The sequence below is a fragment of the Pseudomonas sp. GCM10022186 genome, assembly GCF_042656385.1.
Taxonomy (GTDB): domain Bacteria; phylum Pseudomonadota; class Gammaproteobacteria; order Pseudomonadales; family Pseudomonadaceae; genus Metapseudomonas.
Genome location: NZ_JBHSOU010000010.1, coordinates 314,698 through 332,454, shown reverse-complemented (window position 1 = coordinate 332,454; position 17,757 = coordinate 314,698). Strand labels below are relative to the sequence as shown.

At 68.3% G+C, this 17,757-nt stretch carries 16 protein-coding genes and 1 pseudogene; 10 read left to right on the top strand and 7 right to left on the bottom strand.

Features of this window, described 5'->3' with window-relative positions; genetic code table 11:
- Positions 1 to 178: 178 nt before the first annotated feature.
- The 3 genes from ACFPU0_RS08085 to ytfE form a co-directional block, all read right to left on the bottom strand.
- A complete protein-coding gene (locus tag ACFPU0_RS08085) occupies positions 179 to 532 on the bottom strand; it encodes a hypothetical protein (RefSeq protein ID WP_377692362.1) in 354 nt (117 codons plus the stop codon).
- A 125-nt stretch (positions 533 to 657) separates the two neighbouring features.
- Positions 658 to 2,937 (bottom strand): nitric-oxide reductase large subunit, encoded by a 2,280-nt coding sequence (locus ACFPU0_RS08080; RefSeq protein ID WP_377692361.1) that lies wholly within the window; start codon positions 2,935 to 2,937, stop codon positions 658 to 660.
- Positions 2,930 to 3,613, bottom strand: a complete 684-nt coding sequence (gene ytfE, locus ACFPU0_RS08075; protein ID WP_377692359.1) for an iron-sulfur cluster repair protein YtfE — start codon at positions 3,611 to 3,613, stop codon at positions 2,930 to 2,932. The genes ACFPU0_RS08080 and ytfE overlap by 8 nt, the downstream gene beginning before the upstream one ends.
- A gap of 137 nt (positions 3,614 to 3,750) precedes the next feature.
- Here ytfE and norR point away from each other — a divergent pair, with 137 nt between their 5' ends.
- The 8 genes and pseudogenes from norR to ubiT all read left to right on the top strand — a co-directional run bounded on the left by norR (position 3,751) and on the right by ubiT (position 10,619).
- Positions 3,751 to 5,280: a nitric oxide reductase transcriptional regulator NorR gene (norR, locus tag ACFPU0_RS08070; RefSeq protein WP_377692358.1), complete on the top strand. Its 1,530-nt coding sequence runs from the start codon at positions 3,751 to 3,753 to the stop codon at positions 5,278 to 5,280.
- Positions 5,281 to 5,296: 16 nt separating this feature from the next.
- A pseudogene (moaC, locus tag ACFPU0_RS08065) lies at positions 5,297 to 5,752 on the top strand (cyclic pyranopterin monophosphate synthase MoaC); the annotation flags it as partial.
- Positions 5,753 to 6,259, top strand: a complete 507-nt coding sequence (locus ACFPU0_RS08060) for a pyridoxamine 5'-phosphate oxidase family protein (protein WP_377692452.1) — start codon at positions 5,753 to 5,755, stop codon at positions 6,257 to 6,259.
- A gap of 170 nt (positions 6,260 to 6,429) precedes the next feature.
- Positions 6,430 to 6,984 (top strand): molybdenum cofactor biosynthesis protein B, encoded by a 555-nt coding sequence (moaB, locus tag ACFPU0_RS08055; protein WP_377692357.1) that lies wholly within the window; start codon positions 6,430 to 6,432, stop codon positions 6,982 to 6,984.
- Positions 6,981 to 8,219, top strand: a complete 1,239-nt coding sequence (gene glp, locus ACFPU0_RS08050) for a gephyrin-like molybdotransferase Glp (RefSeq protein ID WP_377692356.1) — start codon at positions 6,981 to 6,983, stop codon at positions 8,217 to 8,219. The genes moaB and glp overlap by 4 nt, the downstream gene beginning before the upstream one ends.
- A gap of 45 nt (positions 8,220 to 8,264) precedes the next feature.
- A complete protein-coding gene (gene ubiU / locus ACFPU0_RS08045; RefSeq protein WP_377692354.1) occupies positions 8,265 to 9,260 on the top strand; it encodes a ubiquinone anaerobic biosynthesis protein UbiU in 996 nt (331 codons plus the stop codon).
- A 7-nt stretch (positions 9,261 to 9,267) separates the two neighbouring features.
- Positions 9,268 to 10,158 carry a U32 family peptidase gene (locus tag ACFPU0_RS08040; RefSeq protein WP_377692352.1) on the top strand — a complete coding sequence of 297 codons (891 nt, stop codon included), beginning with the start codon at positions 9,268 to 9,270 and terminating at the stop codon, positions 10,156 to 10,158.
- Positions 10,155 to 10,619 carry a ubiquinone anaerobic biosynthesis accessory factor UbiT gene (gene ubiT / locus ACFPU0_RS08035; RefSeq protein ID WP_377692351.1) on the top strand — a complete coding sequence of 155 codons (465 nt, stop codon included), beginning with the start codon at positions 10,155 to 10,157 and terminating at the stop codon, positions 10,617 to 10,619. Before ACFPU0_RS08040 ends, ubiT begins: the two co-directional genes overlap by 4 nt.
- A gap of 446 nt (positions 10,620 to 11,065) precedes the next feature.
- Here the strand turns inward: ubiT and ACFPU0_RS08030 are convergent, their stop codons facing one another.
- The 4 genes from ACFPU0_RS08030 to ACFPU0_RS08015 all read right to left on the bottom strand — a co-directional run bounded on the left by ACFPU0_RS08030 (position 11,066) and on the right by ACFPU0_RS08015 (position 14,775).
- Positions 11,066 to 11,446 (bottom strand): putative zinc-binding protein, encoded by a 381-nt coding sequence (locus tag ACFPU0_RS08030; protein ID WP_377692350.1) that lies wholly within the window; start codon positions 11,444 to 11,446, stop codon positions 11,066 to 11,068.
- 34 nt (positions 11,447 to 11,480) lie between these two features.
- Positions 11,481 to 12,158 carry a Crp/Fnr family transcriptional regulator gene (locus ACFPU0_RS08025; protein ID WP_377692348.1) on the bottom strand — a complete coding sequence of 226 codons (678 nt, stop codon included), beginning with the start codon at positions 12,156 to 12,158 and terminating at the stop codon, positions 11,481 to 11,483.
- A gap of 179 nt (positions 12,159 to 12,337) precedes the next feature.
- On the bottom strand, positions 12,338 to 12,976 hold the full coding sequence (gene narL / locus ACFPU0_RS08020) for a two-component system response regulator NarL (protein ID WP_377692347.1): 639 nt from the start codon (positions 12,974 to 12,976) through the stop codon (positions 12,338 to 12,340).
- On the bottom strand, positions 12,973 to 14,775 hold the full coding sequence (locus ACFPU0_RS08015; RefSeq protein ID WP_377692346.1) for a HAMP domain-containing protein: 1,803 nt from the start codon (positions 14,773 to 14,775) through the stop codon (positions 12,973 to 12,975). The genes narL and ACFPU0_RS08015 overlap by 4 nt, the downstream gene beginning before the upstream one ends.
- Positions 14,776 to 15,008: 233 nt before the next feature.
- On the opposite strand from ACFPU0_RS08015, the gene ACFPU0_RS08010 reads away from it, so the two are divergent.
- Positions 15,009 to 16,301 carry an MFS transporter gene (locus tag ACFPU0_RS08010; protein WP_377692344.1) on the top strand — a complete coding sequence of 431 codons (1,293 nt, stop codon included), beginning with the start codon at positions 15,009 to 15,011 and terminating at the stop codon, positions 16,299 to 16,301.
- Positions 16,292 to 17,707, top strand: a complete 1,416-nt coding sequence (locus ACFPU0_RS08005) for a NarK family nitrate/nitrite MFS transporter (protein WP_377692343.1) — start codon at positions 16,292 to 16,294, stop codon at positions 17,705 to 17,707. Before ACFPU0_RS08010 ends, ACFPU0_RS08005 begins: the two co-directional genes overlap by 10 nt.
- The last annotated feature ends 50 nt before the right edge of the window (positions 17,708 to 17,757 follow it).

Sequence of the window (17,757 nt, the reverse complement as noted above, 5' to 3'; positions counted from 1 at the left end):
CCTTGCCATGGGCATCATCCTGCCGCTCAGCACTCCGCCCCCCGGGAAGTCTCGTCTATACATGGCGGCCTCCGGCAGGTGCGTCTCAGGGGGTTGGACACCCGCCATGGGCTCCTGTTCACCGCTTGGGGGATGTATCGGACCGGGGCGCCGGTGCATGAGTCCCGGCGCTCTGAGCTCAGAACGGCAGCGGCAGGCTGCCGCCGTCGGTATGCAGGTGTCCGAGCAGCAGGAAAATGGAAACCAGCACTGCGTTGATCGACCAGGCGACGGTGAGGAAGCGGGCGATCTCGCCATAGAGTGCTGTGCGGACGTTGCCGGCGTTGCGCCAAACGGCATTCAGCACCCAGGCCGTGTAGATGACGAAGCCGAAGAACAGCAGGGCCAACTGGGCACTGCCGAGTTGCCCATACAGCAGCAATATGCTGCCGAACAGCACATGGCTGACCAATACGCCGTGCAGCCAGAACACCTTCCACAGCGGTGTTGTGCCGGGAGTGTTGAGCCAGGTGTAAAGCTTGTGTGCATGCATGGGAGGACTCCTGTGCCGGGAATTCTGCTAACTGTCGAGTGTAGACAGAGGCGGTGCGGGCTGGCGCCCGTCAATGGCTCGGCCCGCCAGGGGCGGGTCGAGCCTGGCCAACACTCTTGCAATGCTCAGTTGACCGATAGGCTTTCTCCTTCCGTGCGCTGCGGCACGGTGCTGGTGGTCGGGGAGAAGAAGCCGCTGACGACCTGCCAGGCCATGGCCAGCGCACCGACGATGAACACCACATCGCCGAAGGTGCGCACCCAGCGCAGGGTCTGCAGGATGTCCTGCTGCATGAAGGCCTCGCTGCGCGCGTACCACAGGCCCTCGCTGACGCTGGCATGGAACTGGATGATGCCGATGGGCAGCAGGCTGGTGGCGATCATCAGCACCAGGCCGCCGTTCAGCCACCAGAAGGCGGTCTTCATCAGGCGCTCGCTGAACCGCAGTTGCGGGCGGATGTAGCGCAGCACCAGCAGGGTGAAGCCCAGGGCGAGGAAGCCGTAGACCCCGAACAGCGCGGCGTGTGCGTGCACCGGCGTGGTGTTCAGGCCCTGCACGTAGTAGAGGGACACCGGCGGGTTGATCATGAAGCCGAACACCCCGGCGCCGAGCATGTTCCAGAAGGCCACGGCGACGAAGCACATGAGCGGCCACTTGACCCGTTCCATCCAGGCCGCCCGCGATTTCAGCCGCCAGTTCTCCCAGGCCTCGTGGCCGAGCACGATCAGCGGCACCACTTCCAGGGCGCTGAAGGTGGCGCCCACGGCCATCACCGGCGTGGTGGTGCCGGCGAAGTACAGGTGGTGGAAGGTGCCGGGCACGCCGCCGAGCATGAACAGCGAGGCCGACGCCAGGCTGGCGGTGGTGGCCATGCGCTTGGACACCAGGCCCATGCTGGAGAAGATGAAGGCCAGCGCGGTGGTGGCGAACACTTCGAAGAAGCCTTCCACCCACAGGTGCACCACCCACCAGCGCCAGTACTCCATCACCGACAGGTGGGTGCGCTCGCCGTAGGCGAAGCCGGCGCCGTAGAACAGGCCGATGGCGATCACCGAGCAGGAGAGCAGGGCCAGCAGGTTCTTGTCGCCGGGCCGGCGGAACGCCGGCAGGATGCCGCGCAGCATCAGCAGCAGCCAGAAGGCCACGCCGGCGAACTTGCCGATTTGCCACAGGCGGCCGAGATCGACGTATTCGTAGCCCTGGTGGCCGAGCCAGAAATTCCATTCCGGCGGCATGATCTGGGCGATGGCCAGGTAGTTGCCGACGAAGGAGCCGAGTACCACCACCACCAGCGCCCAGAACAGCGCGTCGACGCCGAGCTTCTGGAATTTCGGGTCCTTGCCGCCGTTGATGATCGGGGCGAGGAACAGGCCGGCGGCGAGGAAGCCGGTGGCGATCCAGAACAGCGCGCTCTGGATGTGCCAGGTGCGCAACAGCGAGTAGGGGAACCACTGCGACAACGGGAAGCCGTAGAAGTCCTGGCCTTCCACCGTGTAGTGCGCGGTGGCGCCGCCGAGCAGGACCTGGAAGCCGAACAGCCCGACCACCAGCAACAGGTACTTGCCAAGGGCCTTCTGCGACGGGGTCAGGGCAACCAGGCTGAGCGGGTCCTGGGCCGGCGCGGCCGGCTCTTCCTCCTCGTGGTCGCGGAGGAAGGCCCAGGCCCAGACCAGGAAGCCGACCCCGGCGATCAGCAGGATCACGCTGACCACCGACCAGATCAGGTTTTCCGCGGTGGGCTGGTTGCCGATCAGCGGCTCGTGCGGCCAGTTGTTGCTGTAGGTGGCTTCGTATCCCGGCCGTTCGGTGGCGGCGACCCAGGCCGTCCAGAAGAAGAACCGGGTCAGATCCACGCGGCGCGCGGCATCGGGCAGCGTGTTCTCCTTCATGGCGAAGCTCTTGCGGCTGCCCTGCAGCGCCGGGTCGTTGCCGAACAGCGCGTCGTAGTACGCGGCGGTGTGGTGCATGGCGGCGACGCGGCGATTGCTCAGGGTCAGCACCCCGTCCCGCACCTGGTTGCCGCGATACTCGCGCTTGAGTTGCTCGCGCAGCAGCGCCCGGTGGTCCTGGTCGACCTCGGCATAGGGCTTGCCGTACTGCTCCTGCGCGGCCAGGTCGAGCCAGGCGACCAGTTCGCGATGCAGCCAGTCGGCGGTCCAGTCCGGCGCCTGGTAGGCGCCGTGGCCCCAGATCGAGCCGAGCTGCATGCCGCCGACGCTCTGCCAGGCGGTCTGGCCGCCGAGTATGTCCCCGGCGCCGAACAGGGCCTGGCCCTGGGCATCGACCACCCGCTCGGGGATCGGCGGCGCCTGGCGATAGACCTCGCGCCCGAACCAGCCGAGCAGGCAGAAGGTCACGCCGAGCACGGCGATCAGGGTCCACCAGAGTTTGCGGTACTCACCCATGCTGAACCTCCTCGGCCAGGGCACGCGGGAACAGCAGGTTGTTTTCCAGGTGGATGTGCTGCATCAGGTCCACGCGCAGCTCATCGAGCCCCCGGTACAGCGCCCGCCAGGTGTTGCAGGCATCCGCCGGCGGCTGCATGTCGTGGGTCAGTTCGACGATCCGTGCCAGCGCCTCGCCGTGCTGGTCGTGCTCGAAGCGCATCACCGAGACCGGCCCTCCCGTCATGGGGCCGGCGCCGCGCTCGATCATCGGGAAGAGCACCTGCTCCTCCTTCTGCATGTGGCTTTCCAGCTCCTGCTGCATGTCGATCAGCAGCTCGGTCAGCCCGCGCGGGCATGCATCGCGGCCGCCATGTACCTGCTCGACCCGCGCCGCCAGCCGGACCAGCTCCGGCAGCTGCTGGCGGTGCACGGCGTGGAAGCGGGCCAGCAGGTGGGCGATCAGATCGGCCAGCGGCGCCTGGCGCCAGTCAGTCGGCTCGGCATCCCGCGGGTCGAGCTCCAGCAGCCGGCGGATCACCTCGCCGGCATCCACGTCGCGCTCTTGGGCGGCCTGGCGCAGGGTCTTGCGGCCGCCGCAGCAGAAGTCCAGATGGAATTGATGAAACACCCGGGTGGCGCCGGGCAGGTTGCAGGCCAGGTTGCCCAGGGTGCTGTCGAGCAGTTGGTCGGCCATGGGGAGGCTCCTTGCAGGATGAGAATCACCCTGGCCATCGCAAGCCGCGTGCCGCTTTTGAAATTGACGGAAATCAAGGGATTGCCGGCAATCAAGGTCTAACTTACCCGCCATGAATCAGGTCATGGATACCCGAAATGGTAGATTTCACCTCTATCCAGAACGCCCAGCTCGCCGACCTGGTCTGCGAGCTGCCGGCGGCGATCCGCCTGCAACGGCTGGTGGTCGGCCTGCGCGAGGCATTCCTGTGCAGCGCGGTGGTCCTGCTGCGACTGGATGGCGAGAGCCTGCGCCCGCAGGCGGCCGTGGGGCTGGCCCATGAAGTGCTCGGACGCAGCTTCGCGGTCGCCCGCCATCCTCGCCTGGCGCAGATCCTCGCGCAGCGCGAACCCTTGCAGTTCGCCGCCGACAGCCTGCTGCCCGATCCCTACGACGGCCTGCTGGAAGACAGCCCGGAAGAGCCCCTGCCGGTGCATGACTGCATGGGCATGAGCCTGTACCTGGATGGCCAGCTGTGGGGGGCGGTGACCCTCGATGCCCTGCGTCCCGGCAGCTTCGACCGCCATGCCGCCCAGCGCTTGCGCCAGCACGCGCTGCTGATCGAGAGCGCGCTGCGGGTGTGCCGGCTGGAGGCCGAGGTGCGCAGCCTGCGCCTTGCCGGGCGCCACGCGGAGCCGGACGGCGAAGCCGGTGACGCGGCGATTCTCGGCAGCAGCCCGGCGATCAGCCAGCTGCTGGACGAGCTGGCGGTGGTGGCCGACTCCGAGCTGCCCGTGCTGCTGCAGGGCGAGACCGGCGTCGGCAAGGAGCTGTTCGCCCGCTGGCTGCACGGCCATTCGCCGCGTGCCCGAAAGCCGCTGGTCTATGTCAACTGCGCGGCACTGCCGGAGACCCTGGCGGAAAGCGAGTTGTTCGGGCACGCCAAGGGCGCGTTCTCCGGGGCCGGCCAGGACCGCCCGGGACGCTTCGAGGCGGCCAATGGCGGCACCCTGTTCCTCGACGAGATCGGCGAGCTGCCGCTGGCGATCCAGGCCAAGCTGCTGCGCGCCCTGCAGAATGGCGAGATCCAGCGCCTGGGCGCCGACCAGCCACGCCACGTCGACGTGCGGGTGATCGCCGCGACCAACCGGCGGCTCGCGGAGGAGGTGCGCGAGGGGCGTTTCCGCGCCGACCTCTACCATCGCCTGTCGGTGTACCCGGTGCACATCCCGCCGCTGCGCGAGCGCGGTCGCGACGTGCTGTTGCTGGCCGGACACTTCCTCGAACTCAACCGTGCGCGCCTGGGGCTGCGCTGCCTGCGCCTGTCGCCGGAGGCCGAGCGCGTGCTGCTGGACTACGACTGGCCGGGCAATGTGCGCGAACTGGAGCACGTGATCAGCCGCGCGGCGCTCAAGGTGCTCAGCCAGGCCGGGTCGCGTACCGCGCTGCTCAGCATCGAGGCGCCCTGGCTGGGGCTCGAGCCTCCGTCTGTCCGCCAGCTCGCCCCGCCACAGGCCGACGCCGTGTCGCTGGGGGAGTCCATGCAGCAGGCGCTGGAGCGCTACCAGCGCGAACTGATCCAGGCCGCCCTGGGCCGCCACGCCGGCAAGTGGGCCGCCGCCGCCCGCGACCTGCGGATGGACCCGAGCAACCTGCGCAAGCTGGCGCGCCGGCTGAACCTGATCTGATCCAGGAGTCCCACCGATGCTGACCCATCTCGATCCTCAAGGCCGCGCCAACATGGTCGATGTCGCCGACAAGGCGATCACCGAGCGTGAAGCGCTGGCCGAAACCCGGGTGCGCATGCGCCCGGAAACCCTCGCCATGATCCAGTCCGGCGGCCACCCCAAGGGCGACGTCTTCGCCGTGGCGCGGATCGCCGGCATCCAGGCGGCGAAGAAGACCTCCGACCTCATCCCCCTGTGCCATCCGCTGATGCTCGCCAGCGTCAAGGTGGAGCTGGAGGCGGAAGGGGACGACTGCGTGCGCATTCTCGCCCGCTGCAAGCTGGCCGGGCAGACCGGGGTGGAAATGGAAGCGCTGACCGCCGCCAGCGTCGCCGCCCTGACCCTCTATGACATGTGCAAGGCGGTGGATCGCGGCATGACCATCGAAAACACCCGCCTGCTGGAAAAACGCGGCGGCGCCTCCGGGCACTTCGTGAGCGGCACGCCAGGGCCCTGCGCGTCATGGGCGGCGCCCCCGGCGGAGCCGTTCCCGCTCCTGCGGCGCTGGTTGCAGGAAGCGCCGGCCGGCGAGACCGCCACCATGGTGCTGGCCACGGCGGACGACTTCGGCCATCCGCACTGCCGGGTGGTGTCGTTCGGCGGCCGGGATGAACAGGGGCTGCTGTTCCACAGCGACCAGCGCAGCGAGAAGGGCCAGGATCTGCTCATCAACCCCTGGGCGGCGGTGGTGTTCCATTGGCCCGCACTGCAGCGACAGCTGCGTGTCGAGGGCCGGGTCGAGTGGCTGGGGGCCGGTGACGATTCGCCGCCGGCCTATCGCCGGCGCGACGAAGCCTCACCCGGCTCGCCTCGCTGGGGGCGCTACCGTCTGCTGCCCGGCCGCGTGGAGTTCTGGCAGGGCCTGCCGGAGCAGCGCTGCGAGCGCCTCGACTACCGCAAGGAAGCGGACGGCTGGCAGCGCCTGCAACCAATGCCCTGAGCCCGGCATCGCCGCCCGGCCGCTTGCGACCCTTTGCCGCGCCTGCCCCGGCACCGGGCGGGCGTGCGGCCTGCGGGGCGAAATCGCGAAGGTGATACCTCCATCGGGGAATGGGCGGCACGGCGGGGCTGGCGCAGGCTGCGCGCAGTCATTTCGCGGAGGTTTGCAATATGGCCCATCTATCCAGCGGCGAATTCCGTTCGCTGCGCATCGCGGTGCTGACGGTCAGCGATACCCGCAGCCTGGCGACCGACACCTCCGGGCAGACGTTGATCGAGGGGCTGGAGGCCGCCGGCCATCAGCTCCACGAGCGCGCCCTGGTGATCGATGACATCTGGCAGATCCGCGCCCGGTTGTGTGCCTGGATCGCCGACCCGCTGGTGCAGGTGGTGCTGATCACCGGCGGCACCGGCTTTACCGCGCGGGACAACACGCCGCAGGCGGTGGCGCCGCTGCTGGACAAGGCCGTGGACGGTTTCGGCGAGCTGTTTCGCCAGGTTTCGCTGGCCGAGATCGGCACCTCCACCGTGCAGTCCCGCGCGCTGGCCGGAATCAGCAACGCCACGCTGGTCTGCTGCCTGCCCGGCTCGCCGGGGGCCTGTCGGACGGCCTGGGAGAACATCCTTCGCGAGCAGCTCGACAGCCGTACCCGGCCGTGCAATTTCGTCCCTCATCTCAAGTCGCTGCCCGAGCGCCCGGCTGCCCAGTGCGGAGCCCGCTCGTGAGCGCCTGCGCTTGCGGCACGGCTGCGAGCAGCTTGCGGCCCGTGGACGAGGCGATCGCCGAACTGCTCGAGCGGGCGCCCTTGCCGCCGAGGCTGGAGCGCGTGCCGCTGGCGCAGGCCCTCGGTCGCACCCTGGCGGCGCCGGTCCAGGCGGCCGGTGCCATGCCCGCCTGGGACAACAGCGCGATGGATGGCTATGCCCTGCGTGCCGCCGACCTGCCCGACGGCGAGGGCTGGCTGCCGCTGGCCGGACGGATCACCGCTGGCGACGCGGCGCTGGCCGAACTGCCGGCCGGCACAGCGGTGCGGATCTTCACCGGCGCGCCGTTGCCGCCGGGTGCCGACACCGTGGTGCCGCAGGAGCTGGCGCGGGCCAAGGATGACGGAGTCTGGCTGGCCAGCGCGCCGGCCGGGGCGAACGTGCGCCGCCAGGGCGAGGAGTTCGCCGCCGGCAGTCGCGTGCTGGAGGCTGGAATCCGCCTGCGTCCGCAGGAAATCGGCCTGCTGGCGAGCCTGGGATGCGCCGAGGTGACGGTCTACCGGCCGTTGCGGGTGGCCCTGCTGAGCAGCGGCAACGAGTTGCGCGAACCGGGCCAGGCGCTGGCGCCCGGGCAGATCTACAACGCCAACCGCTACAGCCTGGACGGCGTGCTGCGCAGCCTGGGGCTGGAGGTGCATGACGGCGGCATTCTCGTCGACGAGCTGGCGGCCAGCCGCGATGCCCTCGGCCTGGCGGCTTCCGAAGCGGACGTGCTGGTCACCTCCGGTGGCGTGTCGGTCGGCGAGGAGGATCATCTCAAGCAGGCGGTGCGCGAGCTCGGCGAGCTGCACCTGTGGCGCCTGGCGATCCAGCCGGGCAAGCCACTGGCCTTCGGCACGGTGTGCGGCAAACCGTGGATCGGCCTGCCGGGCAACCCGGCGGCGGCGCTGATCACCGCCCTGGTGGTGGCGCGGCCTTTCCTGCTTCGCGCCCAGGGCCGCGCGGAGGTGCTGGCCCGTCCGCTGCGCCTGCCGGCCGCCTTCGAATGGGCGCCGGGCAATCCGCGTCGCCAGTACCTGCGGGCCCGCCTGGAGACCTTCGACGGACAGCCGCAGGTGGTCCTGCATCCCGCCCAGGGCTCCGCCATGCTGGCCTCGGCCTGTTGGGCCGACGGCCTGGCGCTGGTCGAGCGTGGGCGCACCCTGGGGCGCGGCGAACTCGTGGACTTCCTGCCTTTCGCCGACCTGCTCGGCTAGGCGCCCCCGGCGTGGAGCACGGTTTTTCCAAGGAGAGTTTCCAGCATGCACCTGGTATGTCCGGCGGGCAGCCTGCCCGCCCTCAAGGCGGCCTTGCGACAGGGGGCCGACGCCATCTACGTGGGCTTTCGCGATGACACCAACGCGCGGCACTTCGCCGGCCTCAACCTCGACGACCGCCAGCTGGAAAGCGGCCTGCAGCTGATCCGCCAGCAGCGCCGGCAGCTCTATGTGGCGGTCAATACCTATGGCCAGCCGGCGGGCTGGGCGCGCTGGCAGCGGGCGGTGGACCGCGCCGCCGACCTCGGGGTGGATGCGCTGATCGCCGCCGATCCCGGAGTGCTGGCCTACGCCAGCCGCCGGCATCCCGACCTGGGCCTGCATCTGTCGGTACAGGGTTCGGCCACCAACGCCGCCGCCCTGGAGTTCTACCGCTCGCGCTACAACATCCGCCGTGCGGTGCTGCCGCGGGTACTGTCGCTGGCCCAGGTGCGCCAGGTGGCGGAAAAGACCCGGGTGCCGCTGGAGGTCTTCGCCTTCGGCAGCCTGTGCATCATGGCCGAAGGGCGCTGCCACCTGTCCTCGTACGTCACCGGCGAGTCGCCGAACCTTTGCGGGGTCTGCTCGCCGGCCAAGGCGGTGCGCTGGCAGGAGGAGGCCGACACCCTGAGCTCCCGGCTCGGCGGCGTGCTGATCGACCGCTACCGCAAGGACGAGCCGGCCGGTTATCCGACCCTGTGCAAGGGCCGCTTCCTGGTGGAAGGGCAGCGCTTCCATGCCCTCGAAGAACCCACCAGCCTGAACACCCTCGACCTGATTCCGCAGCTGGCGGCCATGGGCATCGCGGCGGTGAAGATCGAAGGGCGCCAGCGCAGCCCGGCCTATGTCGAACAGGTCACCGGGGTCTGGCGCGCGGCGCTCGACGCCCATGCGCGCGCGCCGCAGCAATACGCCGTGCAGGAACAGTGGCGCCGCGTGCTGGAGGGGCTGTCGGAGGGCAGCCAGACCACCCTGGGTGCCTATCATCGAGCCTGGCAGTGAGGTACGTATGAAGCTGAGTCTGGGGCCGGTCCTGTTCTACTGGAGCCGGGAGAAACTGCTGGATTTCTATGCCGAGATGGCCGAGCAGCCGCTGGATGTCATCTACCTGGGCGAGACGGTCTGCTCCAAGCGCCGCGCGCTGTCGCTCGACGGCTGGCTCGGGCTGGCCCGCGAGCTGCGCGAGCAGACCGGCGCCGAGCTGGTGCTGTCCGGGCTGACCCTGGTCGAGGCGGCCTCCGAACTGGCCAGCCTCAAGCGCCTGTGCGACAACGGCGAGCTGCGGGTGGAGGCCAACGACATGGGCGCGGTGCAGCTGCTGCTGGAACGCGGCCAGCCCTTCGTCGCCGGGCCGGCGCTCAACCTGTACAACGCCCATGCGCTGGCCGAACTGCTCGACTGCGGGCTGGTGCGCTGGGTGCCGCCGGTGGAGTGCTCGGCGAGCCTGCTGGACGATTGCCTGCGGCAACTCGATGCGCTCGGCCGGCCGCGTCCGGAGGTCGAGCTGTTCGCCTACGGGCATCTGCCGCTGGCCTACTCGGCACGCTGCTTCACCGCACGGGCGCAGAACCGGCCCAAGGATGACTGCCGCTTCTGCTGCCAGGACTACCCGGAAGGCATTCCGCTGCTCAGCCAGGAGGGCCAGGCGCTGTTCACCCTCAACGGCATCCAGACCCTGTCCGCCCAGGTCAGTAACCTGCTGCCCGAGTACGCGCGGATGCGGGCGCTGGGCATCGACATCCTGCGCCTGAGCCCGCGCGCCGAGGGTATGGCCCAGATCATCCAGGCGTTCGCCGACGTGCGCGCCGGTGCGTTGCCGCCGCCGCTGGCGGTGGATGGTTGCAACGGTTACTGGCATGGCCAGGCCGGGATGCTGCGCGTCGAGGAGTCAGGGCTATGAGTCTGGCAACGATGGCCCTGCGCCTGGGTGAACCACTGTTGCCGCTCGGCCGGCGGGTGCCGTTCCTGATTCAGCGGCTGGTGCTGGAGCGGACGCTGGCATGGGTACTTGCCACGCCGCTGGACGAGGGCGCCCTCGACGTGCTGGAAGGGCGCTGGCTGCGCCTGGAAATCAGTGACCTGAGCCTGGCCTGGTGCCTGACCCGAGATCGCAATGGTCTGAAAGTGGAGCGGCGGGCACCGGTGGATGTGTGCATTCGCGGCAACTGGCGCGAGTTCCTGTTGCTGCTGAGCCGTCAGGAAGACCCGGACACCCTGTTCTTCCGCCGCCGGCTGGTGATCGAGGGCGACACCGACCTCGGCCTCGCCATCAAGAACCTGCTCGATGCGCTGGATCCGGACGAACTGCCGCCGCGCCTGTGGCGGGTGGTGCGCGACCTGGGGGAGGCGGCGAAGGGGTAGCTTTTCCCGGACGGCATCCACGCCAGGGCGCCGCGCCGTTGGGCCTCGCTGCGCTCGGCGCCAACCTACGGGGCTGAAGGCTGAAGGCTGAACGAATTGTCCCCGTGCGTAGGGTGGATGTCGCTTTTTACATCCACCAGCGGAGTCCGGGCGAACCACGAAAGGTGGACCGGTGAAGCGTGGTCCACCCTACGGGACTTGGGACTTGGGACTTGGGGCTGAAGGCTGAAGGCTGAAGGCTGAAGGTTGAACGAATTGTCCCCGTGCGTAGGGTGGATGTCGCTTTTTACATCCACCAGCGGAGCCCGGGCGAACCGCGAAAGGTGGACCGGTGAAGCGTGGTCCACCCTACGGGGCCGCTGCGCGACCCTTCGCGAATGAATTCGCCCCCGCATCCCGTTTTTCGTCCAGCCTCCAGCCTTCAGCGCTCTTGTCGGCTTTTCCTACTACGCGGAGGGCCGCAAGCGGTCGCTGGCGATCAACTGAACCACCTCGGCGTAGAGCTGCTCGGCGGTTTCCGTGGAGCAGTCCTCGCCGTAGCGTTTTTTCAGGCCGTACTCGTTGAGCTGCAGATGCACGTCGGCGGTCACGCCGTGCTGGTCGAGGCAGCCTTGCACGCACTGCAGCCGGCAGCCGTCGATGGCGAGGATCGGCCGGCCGCTGCGGGCCTTGCTGACCAGGGCCGGCACACGGCCGCCAACCCCGGCTATGCACGACATCTCGGCCAGGCCTTCGCGGTCCAGGCGAACCGCCAGGGTGTTGGCCAGTTGCGCGACGTTCGAGCAGCCGGAGCAGGAGTAGACCAGAGGAAGGTCGGGGGTGGACATTTCAAGCCTCCTGGCAGGCGTGGCGCTGCCGGTTTCATTCGCAGTAGTTGGCCAGGCTCGGCGTGTCCAGCACGCGGATCTGGCGCCGCTCCATGGCAATCAGCCCGGCGTCCATCAGCCGGTGCAGGATGCGCGAGAAGGTTTCCGGCTGGATGCCCAGCCGTGAAGCGATCAACCGCTTGGGTACGTTGAACTGGATCGCGCCGTTGCCGGCCTCGTGCTCCTGGCAGAGGAAGCGCGCCACCCGGCGGCCGGCATTGGCCAGGGTCAGGGTGTCGATCTCGTCCAGGCGGCGATGCAGGCGCAGGCTGAGGCTGGCCAGCAGCTCGAGGCAGATTTTCGGCTGTTCTTCCAGCAGGCTCCGGTAGTGGCCGCCGTCGAGGCTTACCAGGCTGCTCGGCTTGAGCGTGCAGGCGGTCACGGGGTACTGGCGGGGGGCGCTGAACAGCAGGGATTCGGCGAAACACTGGCCGGGCATGACCACCTCCACCAGCTTCTCGTGGCCGTCGGGGAGTACCCGGGTCAGCTTCATCTGACCGGCGAGCAGCAGGTAGAAACGGTCGGCCAGGTCGCCCTGGTGGAACAGCATGTCGCCGCTGCCCAGCCGGCGCTGGACAGCCAGCCGGCACAGCTCATGGAAGAGGGCCGCCGGCAGCCGGTCGAACAGAGGGTGCCTGCGCAGGACGGCCCGGGTCGCGGTATCGGTGAGCATGGTCCACCTCCATGACCGCCATGCTAGGCGGAGGCGGTGCGCAGGCCCATTCCTCCCCGGTACTACCTCCAAAGGTGAGGGCTGCCGGGGTGGGGCAGCGCTCGGTGATCCTGATCGGCTCCGGCCGATGGGTATCGTCGCTGCGCTCCTCGACCCATCCTACGGTCCCGCGGAGCGGTTCAGCGCAGGTTGTCCATCGCCCACACCGCGGCCTCGACCCGCGAGCGCAGGCCCAGCTTGTGCAGCAGGTTCTTCACATGGACTTTCACCGTGCCTTCGGTGATGCCCAGCTTGTTGCCGATCATCTTGTTGCTCAGCCCGCCGGCGACCATCTTCAGCACCTGCCGCTCCCGGTCGGTGAGGTCGAGCGAGCTGGCGCCCTGGGGCGCGCGCAGGGCCTGGGCGAGGACGGGGGTGAGCGCCGGGCTGACCACCAGCGAGCCGCGCAGGGCTTCGCGCAGGCGCTCGATCAACAGCTCGGGCTCCATGTCCTTGAGCAGGTAGCCGTCGGCGCCGAAACGCATGGCGTCGCGCACGTCGTTCTCGGCGTCGGAGACGGTGAACAGCAGGATCTTGCCGGCGTAGCCCCGCTCGCGCAGGCGCTTGAGGGCTTCCACGCCATTGAGCTGGGGCATGTTGTTGTCCAGCAGGATCAGGTCCGGTTCCAGGCGTTCGACCAGGGCATGGGCCTCGATGCCGTTGCCGGCCTCGCCGACCACCACCATGTCGGATTCCAGTTCGATCAATTGACGAATGCCCCGCCGCATCATCGGGTGGTCGTCGACCAGCAGCAGGGTGTAGGGAGCACGGTCGTTCATGAGTGGGTCTCGCGTGGCGCTTGGCGCAGGAAGGCGGGGCAGAAGCGCAGGCGCACGCAGGTGCCGTGGGGCTGGCGCGGGCCGATGTCGACCCGGCCGCCGAGGCTGCGGGCGCGCTCCTGCATGATGTTCAGGCCGTGGTGCTGGCGGGGGTCGAAGCCCGGCTCGATGCCGCAGCCGTCGTCCTCGATGAGCAGGTGCAGTTCCTCGCCTTCCTGCCGCAGGCGCACCTGCGCGTTGGCGGCGTGGGCATGGCGGGCGCAGTTGGACAGCGCCTCGCGGGCGATCTGCAGCAGGTGGATCTGCTCGGTGGCGGAGAGGTTGAAGGCCAGCGGTTCGTACTCCAGGGTCACGCGCATTTCACCGCGCTCGGCGAACTCGCGGGCGGTGTCGTCCAGGGCCTGGTCCAGGCCGCCATCCTGGATCTGCAGGCGGAAGGTGGTGAGCAGTTCGCGCAACTGGCGGTAGGCGCTGTTGAGCCCCTCGCGCAGTTCCTCGCTGACCTGCATCAGCTGTTCGCCGCTCTCGCCGCGCCGCAGCAGGGTCTGCAGCCTGCTGACCTGCAGCTTCATGTAGGACAGGGCCTGGGCCAGCGAGTCGTGCAGCTCGCGGGCGATGGTGGTGCGCTCGTCGAGCAGCAGCAGGCGGTGGTCCTGCTCGCGCTGGCGTTCCAGGGACAGCGAGGTGCCGATCAGGTAGGCCAGCGCCTCGATCAGCTCGCGTTCCCAGCCGAGGGGGGCGTGGCCGTCGAGGTAGTGGGCGCGCAGGTCGCCCAGGGTCTGCCCCTGCGAGCTGATCGGCACGCTGATGCGGTTGCGCATGCGTTGTCGCTCGCAGGTGGCGCAGTCGCTTGGCGTGCAGACCTCGCGGGTGGCGTCGCTGTGCAGGGCGATCAGCCGTTCGACCGGCTGCTCCTGGCCGCCCTTGAGGCAGAGCGACAGGCTCAGGCCGGGCAGGCGCTGCTGGAAGCGGCCGATCAGTTCGTTCAGGCGCTCGGCGTTGGCGGGTCGGCTGGCGATGCTGCGGCTGCTCTGGTAGAGCAGTTCGAGCGCGGCGTTGCTCTGTTCCAGTGCGCGGGTCTTGTCCGCGACCCGCGACTCCAGGGTGCGGTGCGATTCCTCGATGGCATCGGCCATGGCGTTGAAGCTGTCGGCCATCTGCCCGAGTTCGTCCTGGGAGCGGTATTCGATGCGGGCGTTGAGGTCGCCGGCGCGGAAGCGTTCGGCCGTGCTGACCAGTTCCTGCAGTGGGTCGATCACGCTGTTCTGCAGCTCGTACATGCCGATCAGCAGGATGACCACGGTGACCAGCAGCGCCGCGCCCTGGATGCTCTGCTGCCAGCCCTGGCGGCGTTCGCTGTGCTTCTGCAACAGCGAGACGAAGCGTTCCAGCTGGCCGACGAACGCCTCCGAATGGGCCTGGAACGCCTGGCGGTCGCCGTTCTCCAGGGCCGGGCGCAACTGCTCCTGCCATTGCCGTTGAACCGCCTCGAAGGCCTGGTGCAGGGGGCTGCCTTCATCCTGGCCCTGCATGTGGCGCAGGGTGCCGCTGTCCAGCCGGCGCTGCATGTCGTCGCGCAGTTCGGCGATCCGCCCGGCCGTCGCGCCCGCCTCCAGCTGCCAGTTGAGGCGGTAGGTGGCCATGCGCAGCGAGCCGGCCGTATTGATGGCGGCCGCGTCGTCCTCGCTGACCCAGGCGATCAGCACCGCGCTGAACGCGCTGGACAGCGCCAGGCAGGCGATCAGCGCGACCGCCAGGCCGGCGCGGGCCGGCAGTGAGCTTTTCAACCAGTCCAGCATGGCGGCTACCTCCAAAGAATCAGAACGGGCCGAACGCGCTTGCCTGGCGGCTTGGTTCATTCGTAAGTGGTTGTTTTCAAATGAAATAGTGGTGGTGATGGGCGCTACCACTTTGGAGGTAGGCACAGGGATCATAGGGCGGCGGCCCCGGAAGCCTTCTTGACCTGAATCAATAAAGTCCCTGCGCCCGAAACTAGCCTGCGGCCATGACAAAGGCTTGGAGGAGGGTGGTCATGGTCGCTCGCAAGGTGCAGCAGGGACTGGTGCTGGGAATGAGCACCATGGCGTTCACCATCTGCTTCATGGTCTGGATGATGTTCGCGGTACTGGGTGTACCCATCAAGGATCTGCTGCAGCTCAACGAAACCCAGTTCGGTCTGCTGGCCGCCACGCCGGTGCTGAGTGGGTCGCTGGTGCGTTTGCCTCTGGGTATGCTCACCGACCGCTTCGGCGGGCGCATTGTGTTCTTCCTGCTGATGCTGGCCTGCGTGCTGCCGATCTACCTGATCGGCGAGGCGACCCGGTACTGGCAGTTCCTGGTGCTCGGTCTGTTCGTCGGCCTGGCCGGCGGCTCTTTCTCGGTGGGCATCGCCTATGTCGCCAAGTGGTTCGACAAGTCCAGGCAGGGGCTGGCGATGGGCATCTTCGGTGCCGGCAACGCCGGTTCCGCGCTGACCAAGTTCCTCGCCCCGGCGATCATCGCCGCCACCAGCTGGCAGATGGTGCCGAAGGTCTACTCGGCGATCATGTTCGTCACCGCGCTGGCATTCTGGTTCTTCACCTACGACGACAAGCGCCACCGGGTTTCCGCCAGCCTGTCGTTCGCCGACCAGCTGAAGACGCTCAAGGACCAGCGCGTCTGGCGCTACTGCCAGTACTACTCGATCGTCTTCGGCGGCTACGTCGCGCTGGCGCTGTGGATGACCAAGTACTACGTGCAGGAGTACGGCTTCAGCCTGCAGAGTGCGGCGCTGCTGGCCGCCTGCTTTTCCCTGCCCGGCGGCGTACTGCGTGCCATCGGCGGCTGGATGTCGGACAAGTGGGGCGCGCACAGCGTGACCTGGTGGGTGATGTGGGTCAGCTGGGTGTGCCTGTTCATCCTGTCCTACCCGCAGACCGACTTCACCGTGCATACCGTCGACGGCCCGCGCACCTTCCACATCGGCCTCAATGCCTGGGTGTTCACCGTGCTGATGTTCGTCATGGGCATCGCCTGGGCGTTCGGCAAGGCCTCGGTGTTCAAGTACATCTCCAATGAATTCCCCGACCGCATGGGGGCGGTGTCCGGGATCGTCGGCCTGGCCGGCGGCCTCGGCGGCTTCGTGCTGCCGATCCTGTTCGGCGCCCTGGTGGACCTCACCGGCGTGCGCAGCTCCTGTTTCATGCTGATGTACGGCGTGGTCTGGGTCTCCCTGATCTGGATGTACTTCAGCGAAGTCCGCAAAACCCCGGTCATGGGCTACGACTCCGCTGGCCCCATGAGTTCCGCTTTCCTGACGCTTGAAGGAGACCGAGCATGTCCGTAACCAAGAATCCGGCCATGGGGCAGCCGCCCCGGCAGGGGCCGATGATCGAGGACTGGCGCCCCGAGGACCCGCACTTCTGGGGCTCCATCGGCAAGGCTGTCGCCACGCGCAACCTGTGGATCTCGATCCCGGCGCTGTTCCTGGCCTTTGCCGTGTGGATGGTGTGGAGCACGGTGATCGTCCGGCTCAATGCCATCGGCTTTCGCTTCAGCACCGACCAGCTGTTCTGGCTGGCGGCACTGCCCGGGCTATCCGGAGCGACGTTCCGGATCTTCTATTCGTTCATGGTGCCGATCTTCGGCGGGCGTCGCTGGACCGCGATCAGCACCGCCTCGCTGCTGATTCCGTCGCTGTGGATGGGCTTCGCCGTGCAGGACCCGGGCACCCCTTACAGCGTGTTCGTGATCATCGCCCTGCTGTGCGGTTTCGGCGGCGGCAACTTTGCCTCGAGCATGTCCAACATCAGCTTCTTCTATCCCAAGGCGCAGCAGGGCACCGCCCTCGGCCTGAACGCCGGCCTGGGCAACCTGGGCGTGTCGGCCATGCAGTTCCTGGTGCCGCTGGTGATCGGCTTCGGCCTGTTCGGTGCGGTCGGCGGCAAGCCGCAGGAGCTGGCCGATGGCAGCCGGCTGTGGTTGCAGAACGCCGGCCTGGTCTGGGTGCCGATGATCGCCGTGGTGACCCTGGCGGCCTGGTTCGGCATGAACGACCTGGCCAGTGCCAAGGCGTCCTTCTCCGAGCAGGCGGTGATCTTCAGGCGCAAGCACAACTGGCTGATGTGCTGGCTGTACCTGGCCACTTTCGGCTCCTTCATCGGTTTTGCCGCGGCCTTCCCGCTGCTGATCAAGACCTCCTTCCCGGAAGTCAGTGCCTTGCAGTTCGCTTTCCTCGGCCCCCTGGTCGGCGCCCTGGTGCGTCCGCTGGGCGGCTGGGTGGCGGACAGGCTCGGCGGTGCCCGGGTGACCCTGTGGAACTTCGTGGTGATGATCGCGGCGGTGTTCGGCGTCATTGCCTTCCTGCCGCAGGGCGGACAGGGCGGCAACTTCTACGGCTACCTGGCGATGTTCATGCTGCTGTTCGTCACCACCGGCATCGGCAACGGCTCTACCTTCCGCATGATCCCGGTGATCTTCCTCTCCCTGCACGAACGCTGGAGCGCCGGCAAAGGCGCTGCCGCTCGTGAACAGGCGCAGCGCGAGGCGGGAAGGGAATCGGCCGCGGTGCTGGGCTTCAGTTCGGCCATCGGCGCCTTCGGGGCCTTCTTCATCCCCAAGTCCTTCGGTAGCTCCATCGCCCTCACCGGCGGCCCCGAGGTCGCCCTGTACCTGTTCGTCGGCTATTACGCCAGCTGCATCCTGGCCACCTGGTGGTGGTATGCGCGCAAGGGCGCCGAGACCCCCTGCTGATATCGCATTCATGAATGTCGAGCGCAGGGCTAACCGACTGCGCTCAGCCT